Annotated in this window: 16 protein-coding genes and 1 pseudogene; all 17 read left to right on the top strand. The window is 63.2% G+C overall.

The genetic code is table 11. The features are described from left to right. The coding region (locus tag AC0IZJ_RS27235; protein ID WP_471855225.1) for a spermidine synthase at positions 1–1,017 on the top strand (1,017 nt) is incomplete at its 5' end. A 664-nt stretch (positions 1,018–1,681) separates the two neighbouring features. Continuing rightward, positions 1,682–2,305, top strand: a complete 624-nt coding sequence (locus AC0IZJ_RS27230; RefSeq protein WP_471855223.1) for a PEP-CTERM sorting domain-containing protein — start codon at positions 1,682–1,684, stop codon at positions 2,303–2,305. 80 nt (positions 2,306–2,385) lie between these two features. Beyond that, positions 2,386–3,081, top strand: a complete 696-nt coding sequence (locus AC0IZJ_RS27225) for a PEP-CTERM sorting domain-containing protein (protein ID WP_471855222.1) — start codon at positions 2,386–2,388, stop codon at positions 3,079–3,081. Between the two features lie 209 nt (positions 3,082–3,290). Next, the gene (locus AC0IZJ_RS27220) at positions 3,291–4,490 is read left to right on the top strand and encodes a serine hydrolase domain-containing protein (protein WP_471855220.1); all 1,200 of its coding nucleotides are present in this window, start codon (positions 3,291–3,293) and stop codon (positions 4,488–4,490) included. Between the two features lie 445 nt (positions 4,491–4,935). Then, on the top strand, positions 4,936–5,259 hold the full coding sequence (locus AC0IZJ_RS27215; protein WP_471855218.1) for a hypothetical protein: 324 nt from the start codon (positions 4,936–4,938) through the stop codon (positions 5,257–5,259). Between the two features lie 411 nt (positions 5,260–5,670). Then, complete coding sequence (locus AC0IZJ_RS27210) at positions 5,671–6,060, top strand: DUF5071 domain-containing protein (RefSeq protein WP_471855215.1); 390 nt, start codon at positions 5,671–5,673, stop codon at positions 6,058–6,060. A 231-nt stretch (positions 6,061–6,291) separates the two neighbouring features. Beyond that, a complete protein-coding gene (locus AC0IZJ_RS27205) occupies positions 6,292–6,639 on the top strand; it encodes a hypothetical protein (RefSeq protein WP_471855212.1) in 348 nt (115 codons plus the stop codon). A gap of 412 nt (positions 6,640–7,051) precedes the next feature. Continuing rightward, a pseudogene (locus tag AC0IZJ_RS27200) lies at positions 7,052–7,246 on the top strand (DnaB-like helicase C-terminal domain-containing protein); the annotation flags it as partial. 348 nt (positions 7,247–7,594) lie between these two features. Then, positions 7,595–9,907, top strand: a complete 2,313-nt coding sequence (locus AC0IZJ_RS27195; protein WP_471855209.1) for a GH32 C-terminal domain-containing protein — start codon at positions 7,595–7,597, stop codon at positions 9,905–9,907. A gap of 125 nt (positions 9,908–10,032) precedes the next feature. Further along, a complete protein-coding gene (locus AC0IZJ_RS27190; protein ID WP_471855207.1) occupies positions 10,033–12,696 on the top strand; it encodes a TonB-dependent receptor in 2,664 nt (887 codons plus the stop codon). A gap of 15 nt (positions 12,697–12,711) precedes the next feature. Further along, positions 12,712–14,847, top strand: coding sequence for a hypothetical protein (locus tag AC0IZJ_RS27185; RefSeq protein ID WP_471855205.1), 2,136 nt, complete (start codon positions 12,712–12,714; stop codon positions 14,845–14,847). Positions 14,848–15,032: 185 nt separating this feature from the next. Next, positions 15,033–16,064 (top strand): LacI family DNA-binding transcriptional regulator, encoded by a 1,032-nt coding sequence (locus AC0IZJ_RS27180; RefSeq protein ID WP_471855204.1) that lies wholly within the window; start codon positions 15,033–15,035, stop codon positions 16,062–16,064. Beyond that, a complete protein-coding gene (locus tag AC0IZJ_RS27175; protein WP_471855201.1) occupies positions 16,061–17,299 on the top strand; it encodes a sugar ABC transporter substrate-binding protein in 1,239 nt (412 codons plus the stop codon). The genes AC0IZJ_RS27180 and AC0IZJ_RS27175 overlap by 4 nt, the downstream gene beginning before the upstream one ends. Before the next feature lie 34 nt (positions 17,300–17,333). Further along, positions 17,334–18,347 carry a carbohydrate ABC transporter permease gene (locus AC0IZJ_RS27170; RefSeq protein ID WP_471855198.1) on the top strand — a complete coding sequence of 338 codons (1,014 nt, stop codon included), beginning with the start codon at positions 17,334–17,336 and terminating at the stop codon, positions 18,345–18,347. After that, complete coding sequence (locus tag AC0IZJ_RS27165) at positions 18,344–19,228, top strand: carbohydrate ABC transporter permease (protein ID WP_471855195.1); 885 nt, start codon at positions 18,344–18,346, stop codon at positions 19,226–19,228. Before AC0IZJ_RS27170 ends, AC0IZJ_RS27165 begins: the two co-directional genes overlap by 4 nt. 84 nt (positions 19,229–19,312) lie before the next feature. Then, the gene (locus tag AC0IZJ_RS27160; RefSeq protein ID WP_471855192.1) at positions 19,313–20,368 is read left to right on the top strand and encodes an ABC transporter ATP-binding protein; all 1,056 of its coding nucleotides are present in this window, start codon (positions 19,313–19,315) and stop codon (positions 20,366–20,368) included. Continuing rightward, on the top strand, positions 20,362–22,464 hold the full coding sequence (locus tag AC0IZJ_RS27155; RefSeq protein ID WP_471855188.1) for a glycoside hydrolase family 32 protein: 2,103 nt from the start codon (positions 20,362–20,364) through the stop codon (positions 22,462–22,464). The genes AC0IZJ_RS27160 and AC0IZJ_RS27155 overlap by 7 nt, the downstream gene beginning before the upstream one ends.

The raw sequence follows: 22,464 nt of genomic DNA, 5'->3' as shown, positions 1-22,464 counted from the left end.
GAGTGGCCGCTCTGCCTCGTAGCTGCCCTGGGCCTGGCCCTGGCGGTGTTGCGGCCTGCGTCCCGAGCCGGCCGCCGCGCGCTGGCCGGGGTGGGCGTCGCCTTGGCGGGCGGGCTGGCACTGCTCGTGACGCCGCAGTTGCAGGGGGCGCAAGCCTCCGCCGAGTACCGCGACGAGTACCTTTCCCGGCAGCGCAATTTCTACGGCACGGTCTCGGTGAAGGAGCGCATCGACCTGCACGACCCGGCCATGAGCTACCGGGTGTTCTACAGCGGCCAGATCACGCACGGCGTCCAGTTCACGCAGCCGGACAAACGCGGCCTGGCGGTGTCCTACTACGGGCCGGACAGCGGCGTGGGCCTCGCCCTGGCGCATGCGCAGGCACGCAAGGACAGCCTGAAAGTGGGCATCGTCGGCATGGGCATCGCCGCGCTGGCGAACTACGCCCGGGACGCCGACCGCTACGACTTCTACGAGATCAATCCGCAGGTGGTGGACGTGGCCCGCACGCTGTTCGACAATCTGGCGCGCTGCCGCGCTGCCCAACAGCGCGTCATCGTGGGCGACGCCCGGCTCCAACTGGAGCAGGACCCGCACAGCCAGCAGTACGACGTGCTGGTACTGGACGCCTTCTCGGGCGGGTCCGTGCCGATCCACCTGCTCACCCAGGAAGCCTTCGCGATCTACCGCCGCCACCTCAGCCCCGGCGGCATCATCGTCGTCAACATCACCAACGGCTATCTGAACCTCCATCCGGTGGTCAAGCGCCAGGCCGAGGCGCTGGGCATGGGCTATCGCTTCCGTTACGCGGAGGGGCAGCCGGAGCAGATGATCCGCAAGACGCACTACGCGCTGATCACCCAGGACGAGGACTTCCTGCGCCAGCATGCCAGCACCTACCGGCAGTTCTTCGATGCCGAGGGCCGGGTGCAGCGCACGGAGAACCCCGAGCTGCCGGGCGTGCCGCTTTGGACCGACAGCTTCAGCAGCATCAATGCCATCGAAATACGCGACTGAAATCGACGGAATCAGCGGCAATTTGACCGGTTGGACGACTGCTCTGCCGTTTTGCCCTCCGCAGCGGTCATCCCTGCCGCCTCGTCGACGGATGAACCAGCGTGCTTTGCGTTCGGAACCGCTAACCGGTCACATGCGTCGAATGACGGCATCCGCTGCCCAACCGCCCGCCAGCCCGATCCCGAACTTCGGCTTTGGGCACGTTGCTGACCCTCGCCACGCGTGAGCCTGCGGTGGCTACTGTTCGGAGCACTCGTTCGCCCCATCGAGCAGCAGACATTCATCCCGGCTTGACCAGGATGAGCGGGCGGCCTTCCCACCTGGATGGTTGCTTGGTCCTCGACAGCGGTCGTCGCTGATGCCACGTCGAGGGGAGCCAATGACGGCTACGTGCACGGGGCCGTGAACCTGGCCACCTGCCGCGGAGCATCGCAACCGCCGCATTGCTGCCGATCGAGCAACTGGGAATGCGACTTTGGTTTTAGCGTCGGGAGAACTTACACATGGCGAATTCGCGCCGGCCGCTGACGAGGCAAGCGTACCGATGAAAAGCCATACTGGAACTGTGTTCGGCATGGAAAATGCTTGATGATGCTGCCGAGGCCTCGCTCACGAATCATGGCCCATTGGACTTCGGCCCTTCGATCGCGCTTCTTAGCAACGCTTGACCTACCCTCACCCGGAGTCCAACTACATGCCGTCTAAACCTTTCAAGTGGGCGTTGTCCGCGCTGGCCGTGCTAGCGGGGGTGCTGTGGGGCAGCGTCGCCGCCGCTGCGCCGACACTGCTCGTCAACGGCGATGGCCTGTTGACCGGCGCGAACGGCGTCGATGTGAACGGTACGCTGTACGACGTCACGTTCCAGGAGGGCAGTTGTGTTGCGCTGTTCAGCGGCTGCAACTCGGCCGCCGATTTCGCATTCGGTACTGACGTCGCCGCGAGCGCCGCGTCGTCAGCGTTGTTGTCGCAGGTTTTCATCGACGGCAGCGCGGGCAATTTCGATTCTGTTCCGGCGATGACGTTCGGCTGTGTAGGTGTCCGTGGCCTTTGCCTCGCGTTGACGCCCTATGGAGACCTGATGTCGGCGGCGGTCGCGTGGAATCACGCTGAGTTCGATGCCGCGTTCAGCGGCCTCATCGTGGAGCCTGCGGGCGACACGAGCGCTGATTCGACCCTGGTCTGGGCCGTCTGGACCGCCTCGGCCCTGCAGGTACCGGAGCCCGGTACCTTGGTCCTCGCGGGCGCGGCGGCACTTGCGCTGGCCTGGACACGTCGCCGTTCATCCTGAGTGAGCCCGGCGTGGGCTACAGCCATCCCAGGCTGCGTCGTTCCCCGTCAGCTTCCCTCGTCCTTCAAGAAGGATTGTTCGTGATCATCTCGAAACCAAGTCAAATCGCCGCGGCCGCCATGCTCAGCTTGGTATGCGGCCTTGCATCCGCGGACACGTACACCAACCCTTTTTCGGGCTTTAACTGCTGTTTGGGTACTGCACCCTACGGTGCGACAAACGTCGGACAGACCTTCACAACCACCGGTGGGACCTTGACGGCATGGTCCTTTTTCGGTGGGAATACCGCTCTATCGGCCCCCGTCTCCGGAAACCTCAAGCTGGTTATCGCAAGTTGGGACGGCAGCAAAGCGATCGGTCCCGCGCTCTACACGAGTCCGTCCGTTACCTACACCTACGACCCCGGCGAGGGCCCCAATGTTCTGAAGGAGTTTGCCTTCACGGGCATGGATACCCAACTTGGCGCCGGCACCTTCATCGCCTATCTCTCCGTGGCAGGCGTGAGCAACCCGACCCAGGGATTCTCATTCGGAATCTCCGGCTCGAATGACGGGGGGTTGCCAGGCGCTTTGCGCGCCAATGCCTCGAACGGCGTTGATCCTTTGACTTCGAACACTCCCTGGTACTACATCTCCGCCAACCCGAACCTCGGTATGGCCTACAAGGCCACTATCGAGGTTTCCCCGGTTCCGGAGCCTTCGAGCTACGCCATGACACTCGCGGGAATGGGGCTGTTGGCCGTGTTCGCACGGCGCAGGAAGCAAGGGCTGCGTTGAAGGGAAAACGTAGCAGGATCAAGGCGCTGCCGGGACGGGCGAGGAGGGTCATCAGCTAGAGAATTTGGCCGCTAGAGCATTTGGCTGTTCGTACGCGGCCTGGTTGCCGACAGATCGGAGCAAGTTCGTCGTCCATTAAAAGCCGCCGGAAGCTTGCGGCGGGAGTCGTTGAGTTGTTTGTCATAGGATGACCTTTCGAAGGCAGCGACGTGCAACAACAGACGGGCGAGCGTGAAGTGAAACTGCGCTGGTTTCTCAGGAAACCTGCTGTCGCCGTCTGGCTGCTGGCCCCTGCGCTGCTGGCCGGCTGTGCCCACCGCCCTGCGCTGACGCCCGAGCCGCTGGCCCAGGCGCACGCGGCCATCGAGCACTTCGTTGCTCACGGCCAATTGCCCGGCGCCACGCTGTGGATCGAGCGCGTGGGCCAGGGCAGCTATCACCGCGCATACGGCCAGCGCGCCGTGGACCCGGCACCCGAGCCGCTGAGCGAATCCACCGTCTTCGACGCCGCTTCGCTGACCAAGCCGGTCGTCACGGCCACGCTGGTGCAACTGCTGCGCGAGCGCGGGCAGCTCAACATGGAAGCGTCGCTGCAGCGCTACCTGTCCGAGTGCGGCGGCGCTGACAAAGCTCACATCACGCTGCGACAGCTCTTGACGCACAGCTCTGGCCTACCCGCCAGCCTGCCAGGCAATGGCGCCGGCGATTGGGCCGGCGCGGCGGACGCGCAGAGCATTGCCTGCGACCTGCCGTTGGCGGCGGCACCGGGCACGCAGTTCCGCTACTCGGACGTCAACTTCATCCTGCTCGGACGCATCCTTGAGCGCGCCGGCGGCTTGCCTCTGGACGACTTGGTCCAGCGGGCGCTGTTTCAGCCGCTGGGCATGAGTGACAGCGGCTATCGCCCGCTGCGCCGCATGAGCGCCGAACGCATTGCCCCGACCGAGCGCCTTGCCGACGGCACGCTGCTGCGCGGCTCGGTGCACGACCCGACTGCCCGCAAGATGGGCGGCGTTGCCGGCCATGCGGGTCTGTTCACCACGGCTTCTGACCTGGCTCGCTTTGCCCGCATGGTGCTGGCGGGCGGCGTGGCCGAGGATGGCAGAAGGCTCCTGTCGCAAGAGAGCGTGGCGTTGCTGACGACCGTGCAGTCGCCTCCTGCGCTGGCCGAGCGGCGCAGCATGGGCTGGGACATCGACTCTCCCTCCTCGCGCCCGCGCGGCAGCCTTTACCCGCCCACCAGCTTTGGTCACACCGGCTTCACAGGTTGCGCCATCTGGCTTGACCCCGCCAGCAGCAGCTTCTATGTGCTGTTGTCCAACCGCGTTCATCCAAGGCTGGGAACAAACGTCCTGCCTTTGTATGCCGAGCTGGGTACTCTGGCAGCGCGAGCAGTGGCGGAACCGTAGGGCCTCGGGCACCGGCCGCCGTGCGGTGGCGGCAGCAGGCTCGTTGCAGTCTCTCGGATTTGTCAGTCGTGGAGCAGAAATGTGCCCAAAGCAGACAGTCGGGGTGGACGACGAAGGGCGGTGCCGCAGCGGTTGCTGCCGGTCGATTCATCCGTCAGCATGTGAGTTGTTGGCAAGAGCGGTCATCAGCGCCCTGCTGCTAGCTATGGGGCGGCCAGCATGGTCGCTCGGCAGGGCTCGCGCTGGCAGGTCGCCGCCCGGGAAATTCCACCGTTGCGCCGGGTTTGAGCGGCTGGCACAGTCATGGCGATGGATGCCGCTTTCGACATGAATTTAATGGAGCTGATTTCCGGCGTGCCGAGCAACTTCTCTTTTGCGCACAATGACTTACCGTGATCGGCATGGACTTGGTTAAGCAGCAGCGCTGGGAGTTAACCGGCACGGCGTGCTGGATAAACTAGAAGTTATGTCGCTTGAGCACTTGCCCAGAATTCGCGTCGACTTCAATGAGCTCGTCGACCCAAGTCTTGTGTTGCTTTCAAAAACCGATCTCGTCGAGTGCGACGACGGAACGGTGCTCACGCTTCAGCAAGGGATGCGCTTGATCGCCATTGAGCACAATGCCTACGGTGATGGCACGCATGAGTACCTCTACGTGCAGGGGCTTGCCGAACGGAACGATCCCGCAGTGAATGGTGAATGGACGCGCAACGCTCAGTGGTGCTGTCGATTTGCCGGTGGTGTTCAAACCTCGGAATCAAAAGTATGAATCGCTCGGCTTTGCTTGCCGCGAGCGACATAACCTTTCGCTGCAGCCGACCTGCGCCAGCTGCGCTGGCTTGCTCGGCTGAGCTAGGACGTTAGAGCTCAACATGCGCGCTGCTGAACTAGGCCAAGCATTCCTGAGCCGCGACGCGATTCCAGGAGTGACGTTCATGCATAACGACTACGTTCGAATTGTGGTCGGGCCACATTCCGGGAAGTCCGGCTCACTGGTGACGGTGCTCTCTTTGGCGCCTGAACCGAAGTTCATCCTCGAGCTCGAAAGCGGATTCGATGTCGAAATACTTCAATCGGAGCTCCAGGGTGTCGAGCTCTAACAGGTTGTTCGACACGGACGCACAGGCGCTTCCGGGCGCTTCGGGCACTCGCCTCGTGTGCGCCGGTCAACGCCGACGTTATGCGGCCTGAACTAGCAGCGCTCCTTCCGGTCGACAAGCACGATACGGAAAAGCTTGCGGAGATCGCTCGCCTGGGATACCCCGCGATAGCGCCCCTCGTCCCTGAACTCCTCGCATGGCTGCAAGACGGAAATTGGCCTCTCGCCCGGCAGCTCTCACCAGTTCTCGCAAGCGTTGGTCTTCCGCTGGCGCCGCACATTCGAGCCGTTCTGTCAGGGGAAGACGGAATGTGGAAGTACTGGGTACTCCGCACCGTCGTGAAGATATCTCCTGAATTAAGGCAAGAGCTTCATCCAGACTTGGAGCGCATCGCCCAAACGCCAAGCCGGGATGAATCGGCTGAGGAGGTGGATTTGTACGCGCAGGAACTGTTGGCGGGGACGGAGTGAGCTCGATGCATATCTTGTCAATCGACGTGGGCCCACAACGGCAGCGGGTCGCTTCGACTGGAATTTTGGTGGGCCGGTCATCTCTACGTTAGGTGCGCCTTGCAACCTTTGCGTAAACCAAGCGTTTCCTTAGGCTGCGAAGCCGGCGGCCCTGAGGCTCGGCTTCCGTGCGACCTCAAGGTGGGGCTCTACCAGGCGCTGGCGCGGCACGTCACTTCCTCGCACTGCGAAATGCTCGACGAGTACGGGCTCGTCCTTAGAATTGATGGGGCGTTGGCGCAGTACGGCCCTGAGGGCGTCCATCGCGTCCGCTTCGCTAAGGCGCGTCGCTATGTGTCCGCAGATATACAGGTGCCAGAGGCTGCCTGGCAGGTGGCGCCTGTGGAATTGAAGCGCTATTTGGCCGCTCAAGTTCGTGCAGCTCTTGAGGCCTGCGTGCGCCGCCTGGAAGAAGATCGGGTAGCTGTCGCCCGAGCCGATCTCTTCTCGCAGGTCGACGCTGCGATCGCGGAGTGGGTGGGTCTGGGCGGCGCACCTAACAATTCGTCCGAGCCGACGCCGCTTCGCGGCGCGGCTTAACTCAGGCGTGGAGCGGCAGCCTTCTGAAAGCTTGATAGGCCTGTGCCGATATCCGCTTCGGGCACATTGCTGACTCATGCATGCCGACTGCGAGCGGCGGCAGCCAGCCTCACGCTGACATGGCGTTATTCGAGAGCCAGCTGAGGTCACGCATCGAGGGGATTCTGTTGCGCATCGCCTTGCGCGTCAGTGACGTCGGCGATCAGGGCTACCTGCGAATGCTGGCTGCCGAAAACCGACGACGCTCGGCTTAGTTTTCCACAAGTAAAACTTTCAACGACAGCCCGAATTCAAGCTGAAGGTCTGCCAAGCGTTTTCTGCATCCCAACCGCAGAAATCGGCGCTCGACCGCTTTTGGCATGTTCTGACGCCAAAGCGTCAAAACTTCGCTTCAGGTTGGGATTTCTTTACTAATTTCATCATGTTCATCTACCGGGATGAGTACTACACCAAGGACGAGTGCAAGGAGCCTGGGGTCGCGGAGATCATTATTGCGAAACAGCGGAACGGCCCGGTGGGCACCGTGAAGCTGATGTTCCAGCGGATGCACACCAAGTTCGAGAACCTCGCTCCTGGGTACGTGGGGGTGGAGCGGGACGAGTACTAGGCCTTAGACGCCCGGTTCGCAGGAGGCCAATGATGCGCAAAGCGCATCAGTTGACTCTCGTACTTGCCAATCCTGGGGGAAATACCGACGCCATGAAAGCTGAACGCCTCTACCATCGATAGACATTTCGAGCCCGCAAGGGCTCAGTTTCTGCGAAAAATGGCTATCGATGGTCACGAACAGTTTGAGTGAGGGTGGGCTTGTTCCGCCGGTGGGTCACCGCCGGCTCTTGGTCATACCTCGAGGCGTTCGTACCCAGCTTGGCTACTCTGCTGCACTATTGCTCGTGCAAAATGTCTATCGATGGACAATGGCGATGTGTATTTCTGGTGATTCCAAGGGTCGACCATGATCTCCTTCGCCACTGTTTGGGGGCTCGACGCTCGGGAAGGTGAACGTTCGTGTTGGGCGCCAACGCGAGGCTCTGTATTGCGTGCGCTGTTGGCGACCGCTGCCACGCTTGCTTCTGCCTGGGCTATGGCGGTCTCGTTGCCGGCCCCGGTCGTCCATGATGACTTCGATGCGGTAGCGAGGGGCACTACACGAGGTGGCGTACAGATCAGGACCCAGTTTTCGGCACCCGACGTCGTGCCGGGCGTCATGGGCAGCGCGTGGCGCACAGACGGTTTCTCTAGCTACGCCGAAGCCAACTTGGTCTTGGAGCCAACCAACGGCCTGACGATTTCTTTCTGGGTCGTGCTGGAGAGCTACCCATCGGACCTCGAAGTTCCGGTGAAGGATCTGGTTCCCTCATCCTTCGTTCAGCAGGCTACCAGTGACAGGGGCTACGACCTGTTCATCGATGCGTACGGCCGATGGGGCTTCAAGGTGGCCACATCAGCCGGGCTGCTAGTGGCCAAGGCCAAGTCGAAGTTTCCATTGGGCCGCTGGGTTCACGTGCTCGCCACGGTCGATCCAGCCTCTGGTGCGGTTTCCTTGCTGCAGGACGAGGAGGTGGCCGGTGCCGTGCGCGGCGACCCAGGCATGTCCCTGCGTCTGGCGCAAGCACCGTTGCGGTTGGCAACGGCGCCCACCGAGACAAAGATCCTCGATTTCACGGTCAACCGCCTGAACGGTGCGTTCGATCTGGTCGCCGTCTATGCGACCGCACTCAACGAAGAGCAGCGGACCCTTCTACCCAAGCCCTCGCAGACACCTGACGCGGCGGCGTCCCTTGTCGTGCCCGAGAACCGGTTCGCTAAAGACACCTTGCGGCCGCGAATCCACGCGTTGCCGCCCGCGAACTGGACCAATGAGCCGCACGGCCTGATCCGCATCGGGGACACCTGGCACCTCTTCTACCAGCGCACGCCAAACGGGCCGTTCAAGACATTGATGCACTGGGGCCACATGTCGAGTCGCGACCTCCTGGTGTGGAAAAACCACCAGGACGCGCTGGCCCCGGAACTGCAGAGCGATGACTTCGGCTTCGACATGAAGGGAATCTGGTCCGGGCACGTCATCGCCGATGGCGGCAAGGCGTTCGCGTTCTACACGAGCGTCAACCACGGGGATCGTCTTGCTGCCAGCAACCCGGGCGTTGCGATGGCCATCAGCGAGGACCCGCAGCTCAACCAGTGGAAGAAGTTGGGGCCCGTCGTCAACTCGCGGGGCGCCAAGGACATCCGCGACCCGTTCCTGTGGAAGGAAGGCAATGCCTGGCACATGATCATCGGCGCCTCGCTTGAGAGCGGTGGCGGCCTGATGTACTACGTCCTTGAGGCCGCAGAGAAGGGCGCGCGCTGGCAGCCGCGGCAGAAGTTCATGGAGCCGGCCTATCGCATGCTCGACATCGGTTCCGAGATCTGGGAGATGCCCGTATTCGAGCGCCTGTCCGACGAGGTATCGATCCTGCTGGTGAACCCCATCGGCGGGAAGGTCAGCAAATACGGCGAGCCGAGCACGCGTGCGGTCTACTGGACCGGCATCTGGTCAGGCGGCACCTTCAAGCCGTTCTCTCGGACTCCGCAGCCTCTGGATCTGGTTCCGGGCCATCTGGCGCCGACTGTCGGCCGTGCGACGGATGGCAGCCTGCGTGCAATTGGCATCATCGACGAGCGACGCACGCCGCAGGCGCAACAGCGCGCCGGGTGGGCCCACACCTTTAGCCTTCCGCGCACCTGGACTTTGATGAAGGACCAGCGGACTCTGGGTCAGGCACCTGCGCCCGAACTGGCAGCGCTCCGCGCGGCACCGGTCCTCGAACGTTCAGCTGTCGCCATTGGGCGCGCACCGCAATTGCTTCATGCAGGCCATCGGGCGTACGAGTTGCTGATCGACCTGGACAGCGGACAGCCGGTATCCGGCCCGATCCACCTGGACGTGCTGGCATCACCCGATGGCCAAGAGTTCACGCGGCTGAGCTTCGACCCTGCCAAGGGCGCTGTGCTCGTCGACAAGTCGAAGTCCACCTTGTCCGCAGACGGTGAGGGGCCGCAGGTCGTGCGTGGCGGCTACTCGGCCGAGACGTTCGGCGCCATACAGCGGCTGCGCGTTTTCGTCGATGGCTCGACGGTTGAGGTGTTCATCAATGACGCGGCCGCGTACTCGGTGCGCAGCTACCCCTCGCTGCCGAGCAGCACAGAGATACGAATTGGGTCAGACGCGGCGCTGCCATTGCGGGCGAAGGTGAACCTCTGGCCACTGCGATTGCCGAAGTAGGTGACTCAAGGGCTCGCGCAAGAGGCGGGCTCACAAGTTGATTTTCCAGACGTGGCATTCCGTGCGACCAGAACGAAGGTCCGCATGGTTCGAAGTGCCAAACATTACAAAGTAGGAGAGAGACGATGAGACTTAAGAGAGGCGCGTTGCGCCTGTTGCCCCTGGCGTTCTCCGTTCATGCCGCATTTGCCCAGCAGACGGCGGCGACGGAAGACAACTCGAAGGTTCAGCGCCTGGACGACGTGGTCGTCACAGGCAGCGTCAAGAAGACGCAGAAGAAGGACTCGACCAATACGATCAACACGATCTCGGCCGAAGAGATCCGCAAGCTGGCGCCGATCAGCACGGCCGACCTCTTGCAGAACGTCCCCGGCATCTTTGCCGAGGGCAGCACGGCGGGTGAGGCCAGCAACAACATCACCGTGCGCGGCCTGCCCGTCACCGGGGGCTATCGCTACGCGCCGCAGCTGATTGACGGCCTGCCTTGGTTCGAGGAGCCCGAGGTGCCGTTCATGAACAACGACGTGGCGGCGCGCTTTGACCTGATGACCAAGCGTGTCGAAGTGGTGAAGGGCGGCACGGGCGGCATCCTCTACTCGAACGGCCTGGGCGCGACGGTGAACCACATCACCCGGACGGGTGGGCAGACGCTCGAGGGCGGCTACAAGCTTGAAGTTGCCGACTACAAGTTCCTGCGCAACGATTTCTTCCTCTCAGGGCCGATCAACAAGAACCTGACCTTTGCGGTCGGTGGCTTCTACCGCACCTCGGATGGCCTGCGTGACACCGGCTACACCGCCGACAAGGGCGGCCAGGTGCGCGGGAATCTCGTCTACCGCACCGACGACGGCATGACCGAAGTGCAGCTGCATGCACTGAAGATCAACGACCGCACGGCCTTCTATCAGAACGTGCCCTTCCAGGTGCCAGCGATCACGCAACCGGGCACCGCGGCCAACCCAGTCCGCATCGACATGGACGCGGTGTGGCCGATCGGCATTGACTTCGCCCACGGCACCGTGGCGTCGCCATCCAGCCGCAAGTTCACGATGCTCGGTGAGTACGGCCAGCGTCAAGTGGACATCGCCGACGGCATCCATCCCAACTTCGAGATCTACACCGCGAAGCTGAACCACGAGTTCGAGTCGGGCTGGACCTTCGATGCCGGCGTGCGTCACACGGCCGGCAGCAGCGGCTACAACGGGCTTTTCACGGGCAACGACACGACTACTGCGGCGCGCTTCAATAACGCGCGGTTCAATAACGACGTGCTGCGCTTCGGGTCCTTCTACCAGGGGGCCGTGGGCGTGGCGGCCTACGGCCTGAATGGCGGCGCACGGGTCGCTGACAGCACCTATCTCAACTACCTGATTCCGTTCATTGCCACCACCGACGCCAGGAGCACGTCGGTCGACCTGAAGCTCGGCAAGACGCTGGACTTGGCTGGCGAACACCAGGTCACGCTGGGCACCTACTTCACCGAGTACGCCAACAAGCAGAACTTCCAGCAGTCGCTGTTGGTCGCGACGATGAACGACCACCCGGAGCTCGTCGAGCTCCGCGCCATCAATGCCGCCGGTACTGCCGTGGGCCCCAGCGTCACGTCGGGCGGTGTCATGCGCATGGGCTTCAACGGCTATCTGGCCGACACCAAGGTCAAGGGCGAGGCCATCTACCTCCAGGACCATTGGGAAACGCTCAACCGGCGCCTCAAGCTTGACATCGGTGTGCGTCATCAGACGCAGCGCGCCAACGTCATCTACAACGTGCGCGACCTGACCGCCAACCTGACGCCTGCGGGGGTGGTTCCCGGGAGCGCGGGCGACACCATTGCCGACAACGAAATCCTGCTGCCCGGCGCCAACCAACTGCTGAACTCAAAGGTCAGCGCCACGGGCTGGTCGGTCGGCGCCAACTACTCGGTCAGCTCCAGTCTCGCGGTCTACGGCCTGGTCTCCAACTCCTTTCGGCTGCCTAGCCTGGAGCAGTTGAACCAGCTCCAGTTCGACCCCACGGCTCCCGGTAGCAAGGTCGAGAAGATCATGCAGTACGAGACGGGTGCGCGTTTCTACGCCGATACCTGGGACACCCAGGTCGCGCTTTTCTACAACAAGTTCAGCCCGCGCGACCAGTACGTCGACTACCGCGACTTCACGTCGCCGCAGTGCACGCCCGCTGGCACCATCGTCGACATCAACAGCTGCCCGTTGGTCCGCGAGTTCTACCGCCGTGGCATCCAGAACATCGGCCTGGAGCTGGAAGCCGCCTGGCGTCCGCGCGCCGTGAAAGGCCTGGAGCTGCGGTTCACAGGCGTCGTGCAGAACCCCAAGGTCGCGGACGCCAACTACCGAACCGTCAAGGAAACGCGGGTCAACGATGTGGTCACCGGCTACACCTTCGAGCAGATCGGCGAGGACGGTCGCCGTCCACGGCGACTGGCCAACGTCATGGCCAATGTCCAAGGCACCTGGGACCTGAAGCCGTACACCGGCCTGCCTTTCAAGCCCTACGCCAAGTACACCTACTTCGGCAGCCGCTACTCGGAGTCGCGTGACGTCGACGTCACGCTCTACCCGGCGTACTACCACTTGGATGGTGGCTTCATCTGGGACTTCAACAAGAACAGCGCGTTCCAGTTCCACGTGTCCAACATCACCAATCGACTTTCGTTCACTGAAGGCGATCCGGTGTTCGTCGACCTGAAAGGCCCCAACGGCGCCACCAATCGCGGTGTGAGTCGACCCCTGTTCGGCCGCACCCTGCGCGCCATGTACACCTACTTCTTCTGACCCGGGAGAACAACGATGAAAAAGCTCCTGTGCCTGTTGTCGATCACTTTGCTGCTCGCCGCCTGTGGCGGCGGTGGCGGCGCAAGCCTCGACTCACTGCCTCAACCCAAATCCCCGGTCATCGCCGATCCGGGTTCGATCAGCGTGCCTGAATTCAGCCGTGATGTGACGAAGCTGTCGGTCACCAGTCCGGACCACAACAATGTCAAGTTGTCGCTTTCGGGTCCCGATGCCGCGCTGTTCTCAATCAGCGGTGACGGCTCGATCCGCTTCGCGATCCCGCCGAACTTCAAGGCGCCGGCGGATGCGAACAAGGACAACATTTACCAGGTCACCGCAGTCGCCGACGACACCTACTCAACGCCGTCCACGCTGGCGCTGTCGATCAAGGTGACGTCATGCCCGACCTGTCACGTCGCCAACACGTCGGCTCACGTGACGACGGACGACACCACCTTTGTCGACGAGAACCTCATCTCCAGCTTCGAGTTCCCGGCGCTGATGCAGCAGGACACGGTCAAGTACACCCTGACCGGTGCGTTTGCGACATCGACAAACTGGAACAACCTTGAGTACAACAACGCGTCTCTGAAACCGATCGCCGCGCGCATCAGCGATGCGGCTGTGTCGACCTGCGAGATTGGCGGTGGCGGTTGTGATGGACCGACCGGCAGCATCACGATCAACAACGTCACCATCACGAAAGACTCGATCACCTTCCTGATGTCGGGTGGCAATGGCGGTCCCGACGTGGGTGCGCAGGTGCTCTACACGCCGCCAGGCTCCTCCGTCGCGCAGGTTCTGGGAACGTACAACCCGAACAGCTGTGGCGATCCTGTCCTCAAGGGTGACCAGCACTACGTCAACTTCGACACCAGTGGGTTGATCGGCGAGAAGGTCCAGCTCAAAGTCTTCGACAACGCGTCGGCGGGCTGCGGCTTTGTGGCCTTCGATCACTTCTACCAGACCGACAAGCCGCGCGGCACGCTCGCCGGCGTGCTGACCAAGCCGCTGTCGGCCGTCAAGGTCACCGTCGAAGGGCCGGTGACGTTCCAGAAGATGGTGCCGTTCGCCAGCTTCGAGAACCCGGTGGACATGGTGGCCAAGCGTGGCTGGGTCGGCACGGGCGCCTTCGCCACGCCGACGGCCACCAGCTGGCAAGGCACCACCGGCGCCGACGCCAACGCGGCGCGGGTGGGTGACAAGGCCGTCACGACCTGCGAGATTGCCGGGCCGGGCACGCCCTGCGATCCGCCCGTGGGCACGCTGACATCGCCCGCCTTCAAGGTGACGGACACGTACCTCAACTTCCTGATGCACGGTGGCGGCGCCGGCAAGAACGTGGGCCTGCGGATCACGGACACGCTGGGCAACGTGCTGCTGACCTACAACCCCACGAGCTGCGGCCCCTCCTTCATCCAGAACGACGATGACTGGACGCACATCGACATCTCCGAGCTGAACTCCGCCTTCGTCAAGGCGCAGTTGTTCGACGAAGAGGCGACGGGTTGCGGCTTCGTGAGTACGGACCAGTGGTACCAGTCCTCCACGGCATGGAATCCTTCGGGCAACGGCAAGGATGGCGGCAAGGTGACCCTGACCCCGACTTCCGCGGCAACGCTTGGCTTCAACGTCACGGTCACTGCGGACGCGTTCGCACAGGTCATCGGCGACTTCGACGATGCGGTGGCTACGGCCCAGGTGTGGACGGCGACCGGTGACTTCGCCAGCCCCGCGAACGCCGATGCCTGGAAGGGTGTCTCGGGTGGCGCGAGGGTGGGTGGCCGTGCTGTCAGCACCTGCGAGCTGAACGCCAACAGCAAGGGATGCGACGGTTCGACCGGCACGCTGACTTCGCCTTTGTTCACGGTCAACGCAAGCCGGCCTTACCTGAACTTCCTGATGTCCGGCGGCAATGCCAATGGCACGGTGGGGCTCAAGGTCCTGGACGCCGCAGGAGCAGTTCTGGCGACTTACGCGCCGAACTCCTGCAATCAGGCATCCATCAGAGACGACGGCAACTGGGTGACCATCGACCTCACTGCACAGGCAGGGAAGGAAGCCAAGGTGCAGATCTTTGACAACGAGGCGGGTGGCTGCGGCTTCGTCAGCTTCGACCAGGTCTACCTGGGCGCCGTCAAAAAGAAGTAATCAACCAGCTCCTCTGGGGGTGGGCGGTTGCGCGCCTTCCTCTGGCCTTCGGGCCTTCCAGGCGCCCTCGGGCGCCTGTTTTTTGGAGGTCCCGGGAAAACCCGAGCGACAAGCTCGTTAGGAGCAATTACTATCGATAGACAAATGGCTACCGATGGCCATTTGTTCAAAAGAATGATGGAGACATGACTACTTCGGCCACGATATACGAGGTTGCTGCAACGGCCAATGTGTCGGTACGCACCGTCTCGCGCTACCTCAACGATCCCACCTGCGTCTCGACCAAGACCTCTGCGCTGATCGTCGGCGCCATGCAGGCACTCAAGTACCGGCCGTCGATCGCAGCGCGGTCGTTGAAGGGCGTCAAGACCAACCTGATCGGCGTGGTTTCGGATCGCATCACGACCAGCCCAGACTCCTTTGAGCTCATCAAGGGGTTGCAGCTGTCTGCCAAGCAGCAGGGCAAGCGTCTCCTGATCGCCGAAAGCGGTGGCTCCGAAGAAGACATCCCGTCCCTGATCGACGAGCTCATCGAGCACCGCGTGGATGCGCTGATCTTCGCGACGCACTTCCACCGGCCGGTCGACACGGCTTTGCTTGAGCGGGCCGATGACCTGCGTGTCGTCCTTCTGAATTGCTATGCGCAACGCGGCGAATACGCCGCGGTCGTGCCTGATGACGAGCAGGGCGCCAGGGATGGGCTGTCTCATCTCTACGAACTCAATCACAGGCGCGTTGTCGTCTTCGAGCTTTTCGCTGACATGCGCGCGACCCAACTTCGACATCGTGGTTTTCTCAAGGCCGCAGCTGATCGCAAGCTGGCGGAACCGGTCTTCGTTCAGGGTTCGCGAGGTGGCAACGCCGACGATGAGTTTGCAAACATCGACACCCTGGTGGGTGAGGTGCTGCAAACCCACAAGCCAACCGCCATCGTGGCCGGCAATGACAAGATGGCGGCTCGCATCATCCAATGCCTGCACAAGCGACAGATCGCCGTGCCGCAAGACGTCTCAGTGCTCGGGTTTGACGATCATCCGATGCTGGTGCACGCCACTGACCCGCCGTTGACCAGTGTGCGCCTGCCCTACCTTCAAATGGGGATGCACGCCGCCAGGCTTGCCTGCGATCCGTCCTCAAAGGGCAAGCTCAAGGAGCCCTGCGATGTTCAGACACGCGCATCCGTTGCGGCCGCACCGGCGGGTAGGAGCCGCAGGTGAAGCATTTGATCTGCGCGGCCGCTGCGTGGGCCGCGATGTCTGCTCTTGCGGCGCCGCAGGAACTTCATGTCTGGCGCCATGAAACCGGCGACCTTGAAATGGTCGCCAGCGCCAAGGCCGTGGAGCGCTTCAATCGCAAGCAAAACCAATGGCGTGTCGTGGTGGAGACGCTTCCCCAGGGCTCTTACCAGCAGGCAGTGACTGCGGCGGCCATGACCAGCAAGCTGCCGTGCGTGCTGGATCTGGACCAGCCGTCGGTTCCCAATTTCGCGTGGGCGGGGCATATCCAGCCCCTGGAGGGAAAGCTGCGCCCGGCCGGCGCAGAAGCGCTGATCGCCGGCGGGCGCTCGACGCTGAAGGGCAAGCTTTACGCGGTGGGTCAGTTCGATGTTGTGCTGGCACTGTTCGCACGCAAGAGCGTGCTGGACAAGGCCGGTATCCGCATTGCGACCCTCGAAGCTCCGTACACGGCCGACGAGTTCCGCGACATCCTGCGCCGGCTCAAGAAGCAGGGCGTCCGCTACCCGCTGGACCTCAACGGCCAACGCAACGGCGAATGGGTTCCCTATGCCTTCTCGCCGTGGCTTCAAAGCGCCGGCGCCGACCTGATCGACCGCAAGACCTTCAAGGTCGCCGAGGGCGTGCTGAACAGCGACAAGGCGCTGACCGTGCTGGACTACTACCGCAGCCTGTTTGTCGAACGCCTGGCGTCGCGCAAGCCGGTGGACGAGCAGGCCTTCCTCAGCGGACGCGCCGTCTTCAACTACAACGGGTCATGGGCCGACAGCGAGTACCGCAGGAAGTTCAAGGACGATCTGGTGGCCATGCCGCCTCCCGCCTTCGGCCAGGCGCCGCGCATCGGCGCAGGGTCGTGGCAATGGGCGGTCTCCAGCGGCTGCCCCCATCCGGAAGGCGCCCGTCAGTTCGTCGAGCACCTGATCAGCACCAGCGAGATCGCCGCCTTCTCGGCGGAAACCGGCCTGATGCCGACGAGCGAAGCCGCGGCGGATCTGACGCCGATGTACCGCGTCGGTGGCTACGGCCGGGACTACTTTGAACTCGCGCGCCGGTTCGCGGTTCTCCGCCCGGAGACGCCCGCCTATCCCCTGATCAGCAGCAGCTTCGAGCGGGCCATGAAAGAGGTGCGCGAAGGCGGAGACGCGGCGGAGGCACTCGACCGCGCCGTTGAGGCGATCCAGCAGGACTTGAAGCGCAACCGTGACTATGGCTTCTGACATCAAACAATTCGGGCACGCACGTTGGGGCGAGGTGGCTGCGCTCCTGGGCCCGGCGCTTTTTCTCTTCGCCGCCTTCGTGGTCCTGCCTTTCATCATGGCGGTGGGATTCAGCTTCACCAACATCAAGCTTCTGCAGTCCGACAACGTCGAATGGGTGGGGCTGAGCAACTACACGCGGATGTTCTCGCTCAAGCTCGTCGAGGCGCCGGCCGCACTCGTCAAGGAGCAGCAGAACCCATCGAGGCAGTGGCGCCAGCTCAAGCGCGCGGACCCCGCCACCCTCAACGGTTTCCAGTACCTCACGGACGTCAAGCTTGGGGGATCGCATTACCTCGTCGGCGCACGTGACCCGCAGTTCCTTCGCTCCATCCTCAACACCTTCCTGTTCGCATTGCTCGTGGTGCCCTTGCAATGCGGCCTGGCGTTCGCGATGGCGCTGTGGGTGAACCAGAAGTTCCGCGGCCGCGTCGGTCTGCGCACGGTGTTCTTCTCGCCGGTCGTGACGTCGATGGTCGTCGTCTCGGCGATCTGGGGGTTGATCCTGCACACCGACGCAGGCTTGCTCAATCAAGTGCTGAGGGCCGTCTTCGGTGACGAAGCGGCGCAGCCCGACTGGCTCGGCGACCCGCGCCTGGCCATGCTCTCCATCGCCATCATGTCGGCGTGGCAGGGCGCCGGCTTCCAGATGCTGATCTTCCTGTCCGGCCTGCAGGGCATCTCGAATGACCAGTACGAAGCCGCCAGCGTCATGGGCGCGAGCGCCTGGCAGAAGTTCATCTACATCACCGTGCCGGGGCTGAAGCGGACGCTGGTGTTCGTCATGCTCTCGACGACCATCATGGCCTTCGGCCTGTTCACGCAGGTCGACGTGCTGACCGGTGGTGGCCCGCGCGACTCGACCACCACCATCATCTTCCATGCGGTTCGGGTTGGCTTCAGAGAGCAGGACATTGCCTACGGCTCCGCCATGACGCTGTTCTTCTTCCTCTTCGTCCTGCTGCTGTCGTTCGGGCAGAAGAAGATCATGGAAAGGTTGGGATCATGAGTCGGTCCACAGAAGGAGCGCTGGTCGCTGGCAAGTTGCTGCACGTCGCCCTGATGGTGCTCGCGGCCATCGTGTTCGCCTACCCGATGCTGTTCATGTTCGCCGCCGGCTTCAAGCCGAGCGAGACCATCTTTGCTGATCTCGGCAGCCCGACGGCCCTGATCCCGAATGCCAGCTGGACGCTCGACAACTACCGAGCGATGTTCGAGAAGGGCTCGATTGGGTCCTACTTGTTCAACTCGGGCGTGGTGTCGCTGGTCACGGTCGTGGCGGGCATCTTCATCAACAGCGCAGCGGCCTTTGCGCTGGCCAAGCTGAAGTGGCGAGGGCAGGGCGTCATGTTGTCCCTGGTGATCGGCCTGTTGATCGTGCCGTTCGAGGTGCTGGCCATCCCGCTGCTGCTGATCGTGTCCAAGCTGCCCTGGATCGACATTGGCACCGGCGCAGTCGTCGTCGGGTGGTTGGACACCCTGCACGTCCAGTTCGTGCCCTTCCTTGCGAACGCGTTCTGCGTCTTCCTGTTCTATCAGTTCTTCAAGGATGTGCCCGATGAGTTGCTGGAGGCTGCCCGGATGGACGGTGCTGGTGCGCTGACGATATATCTGCGCGTCGTGCTGCCGGTGTGCAAGCCGGTCATCGTCACCGCCGCGATCATCCTGTTCCTGGGCATGTGGAACCAGTACCTGTGGCCGGTCATGACGGTCCACACGTCGCAGGCGCGGACCGTGATGGTGGGCCTGCAGCAGTTCTACGGTCGCACGACGCAGTGGGGCGAGATCATGGCCTACGCGTCCATCATCACGTTGCCGGTTCTCGTCTTCTTCCTGGCCTTCCAGAAGCACTTCATCCGATCCGTTGTCGGCGCGGGCATCAAGGGCTGATGCGGGTCGAGGGGTGCCGCCGCAGTCACTATTTTTGCCCGCTGATGTCTATCGGTAGCCACATCTGAGTTTTCAAGTTCCAGCATGCCAAACATTGTTTTCAACGCGGTCGACAAGCGCTACGAGGATCACCTCGACCGCTACGTCTTCAAAGAGCTGAACCTGCACCTGCGCAAGGGCGAGTTCACCGTGCTCGTGGGGCCGTCCGGATGCGGCAAGTCGACGCTGCTGCGCATGATCGCCGGCCTCGAGGCCGTCAGCGGTGGTGAGCTGACGTTCGACGGCACGCGGGTGAACGAGCTACCGCCGGTTGAGCGCGGCGTGTCGATGGTGTTCCAGAACTATGCGCTGTACGCGCACATGACGGTCTACGACAACATCGGCTTCGGCCTGAAGATCCTCAAGACGCCCAAGGCCAAGCGCCACGAGATGATCCTCCATGCGGCCCGGCAGCTGCAGTTGGAGGAGCTGCTGCAGCGCAAGCCTGGGCAGTTGTCGGGAGGGCAGCGCCAGCGCGTCGCCATCGGGCGGGCCATCGTGCGCGAGCCCAGGGCCTTCCTCTTTGATGAGCCGCTGTCCAACCTGGACGCCAACCTGCGCGGCCAGATGCGCACCGAGATCGCGCAGCTTCACCGCCGGCATGGCATCACCACGGTCTATGTCACGCACGACCAGGTCGAGGCCATGACGCTTGCGGACCGGATCGTGGCGCTCAGCCGCAAGGGGTTGGAGCAGTTCGGCACCCCGGATGAGTTGTTCGACACCCCGGCCAATCTTTTCGTGGCCGGCTTCATGGGCACGCACCGCATGAACCTGATCAAGGTGGATCACCCGCATGCGGCGCTGTTGCGCATGCTGACCGGGCGAGACCACGTTGAACTGACAGCCGCCGGCATTGGCACCGTCGGCGCTCGTCCGGAGCACCTGGAATTGACGCCGGGCTCGGCAGCGAACGTGCAGCTGGTCGAGCGGCTGGGTGCCGAATCGCTGGTGCACCTCAACATGACCGATATGCCGGACGCCGTCACCGTGCTGACGACCGACCGGCAGGTCGCCTTCGGGCAGGGGCGATCGATCCAGATCGCCGCCGAGCGCCTGCACTACTTCAACGCGGCCGGCGAACGCCTGTCGCCATGCTGAACCGGCGTGGCTTTTCACTTGGCTCCTTGGCGCTCGCCGGCTGCGGCGGCGGCGCTTCCACCACTTCTCCCGAGAACCCACCGATCGTGAACCCGCCTGCACTTCCTCAACCACCTCTGTCAAAGCCGGATGCGTGGCGACCGCGCTTCCACTACAGCCCGGCGCGCAACTGGATGAACGACCCGAACGGGCTGGTCTACGTGGATGGTGAGTACCACCTCTACTACCAGTACAACCCCTTCGACGCGCAGTGGGGCAACATCAGTTGGGGCCATGCGGTCAGCACGGACCTTATGTCTTGGCGGGAACTGCCCGTCGCGATCTCGGCAAGCCAGCACGTGATGGCTTTTTCGGGCTCGGTGGTTGTGGACCATGACAACACGGCTGGGTTTGCGCCTGCGGGCTCGAAGGCACCGGCGATGCTGGCCTTCTTCACCGGTTTCGACCCGGTCACGAAGATCCAGTCCCAGCATCTCGCCTACAGCCTTGATCGTGGGCGCAACTATGTGCCCTACGCCGGCAACCCGATCATCGACATCGGCTCCAAGGAGTTCCGGGACCCGAATGTGTTCTGGCATGAGCCGACAAAGCGCTGGGTGCTGCTGGTGGTCGCGGCACTCGAGCAGGAGGTTTGGTTCTACACGTCCGCGGACTTCAAGAACTGGACCAAGGTGTCGACATTCGGGCCGGCCGGCTCGGCCGCCAACAACATCTGGGAAGTCCCGGAACTCATGGAGATGCCGGTCGTCGGTGCGCCTGGCCAGAAGCGGTGGGTGCTCATCGTCTCGGTCAACCTCGGTTCCATCTGGGGCGGCAGTGGCGTCCAGTATTTCGTCGGAGATTTCGACGGCACGCGATTCGTCGCGGAGCCCAGCGAAACAGTGGACGCCGTCACGCCGCCTCAGGGCGACCTGGTGGCGGACTTCGAGGGAGAGCGCTTCCCTGCCGGGTGGCAGGTCACCGGCTCTGCCTTTGGCTCGGGGCCTGCCGCGGGATCGCTGGATGGCCAGCAACATGTCGGCGGATTCCTGGGGCGGCGCTTCGCGTCGTCCTTCCATGGCGGCGACGCGAGTACAGGCGCGCTGACCTCTCCCGTGTTCGTGATCACCAAGCCTTTCCTGTGCTTCCAGATCGCAGGCGGGCGCAGCCACGCGACGCGTGTGGAGCTTGTGATCGGCGGCCGCGTGCTGCAGCAGGCCTCCGGTGATGACACCGAGATCCTGAAATGGGTGTCTTGGGATGTGGCGAGCCTGGTGGGGCTGGGAGCGCAACTCCGGGTCGTTGATGAAGCCACCGGCAGTTGGGGCCACATCAGCGTCGACCACTTCGTCATGACCGACCGCCCTGTGCGCCAGCCGACCAACGCCGAGATCACGCTCTGGGCGGATTCTGGGCGCGATTTCTATGCGCCCATCACCTTCACCAACATGCCTGGCGGCCGCCATATCTGGCTGGGCTGGATGAGCAACTGGGACTACGCACGCGCGCTGCCCACGCAGACATGGCGCGGCCAGCAATCGCTGCCCCGTGAACTCACCCTCGCGGTCACACCGCATGGCCTGCGCCTTTGCCAGACGGTGGTCGACGAAGCGAAGGCGCTGGTCAGCGCCACGCCTTTGCAGCGGGCTACTGATGTCCCGGCGAGCCAAGTGGCGGCGAGCCTCGCGGAGTTCGCCAACGTCGGCAGGCAGTTGCGCCTGAAGCTGCGGCTGTCGCGGGCGGCGCTACAGGCGCCCGTCGGTGTGGAGCTGTTCAAGGGCTTCGCCGGCTCGGTCAAAGTTGGCTTCGATCCGGCGTCGGATTCTTTCTTCGTCGATCGCCGAACGTCGTCACCGGAGTTCGCCGGACAGTCTGAGCGGCATGCGGCTCGACGCCTCCTGAACACCGACGAACTCAGCATCGAAATCTGGGTGGACGGGAGCACGCTTGAGGTCTTCGCGGACTACGGTCTGGTGGTGATCTCAGACCTCGTGTATCCGGATCCCGCCGCAGCCGGCCTGGGCTTCTTCCATGGCGCGGAGAACCCGCGCGTCGGCTTGTTCGAGGTCAGCACCGTGCAGGCCACGATGTACCCGTTGCTGTCTGCAACCACCTAA

It is taken from the genome of Roseateles sp. AC306 (genome assembly GCF_979253795.1).
This window is presented reverse-complemented; position numbering and strand designations above follow the sequence as displayed.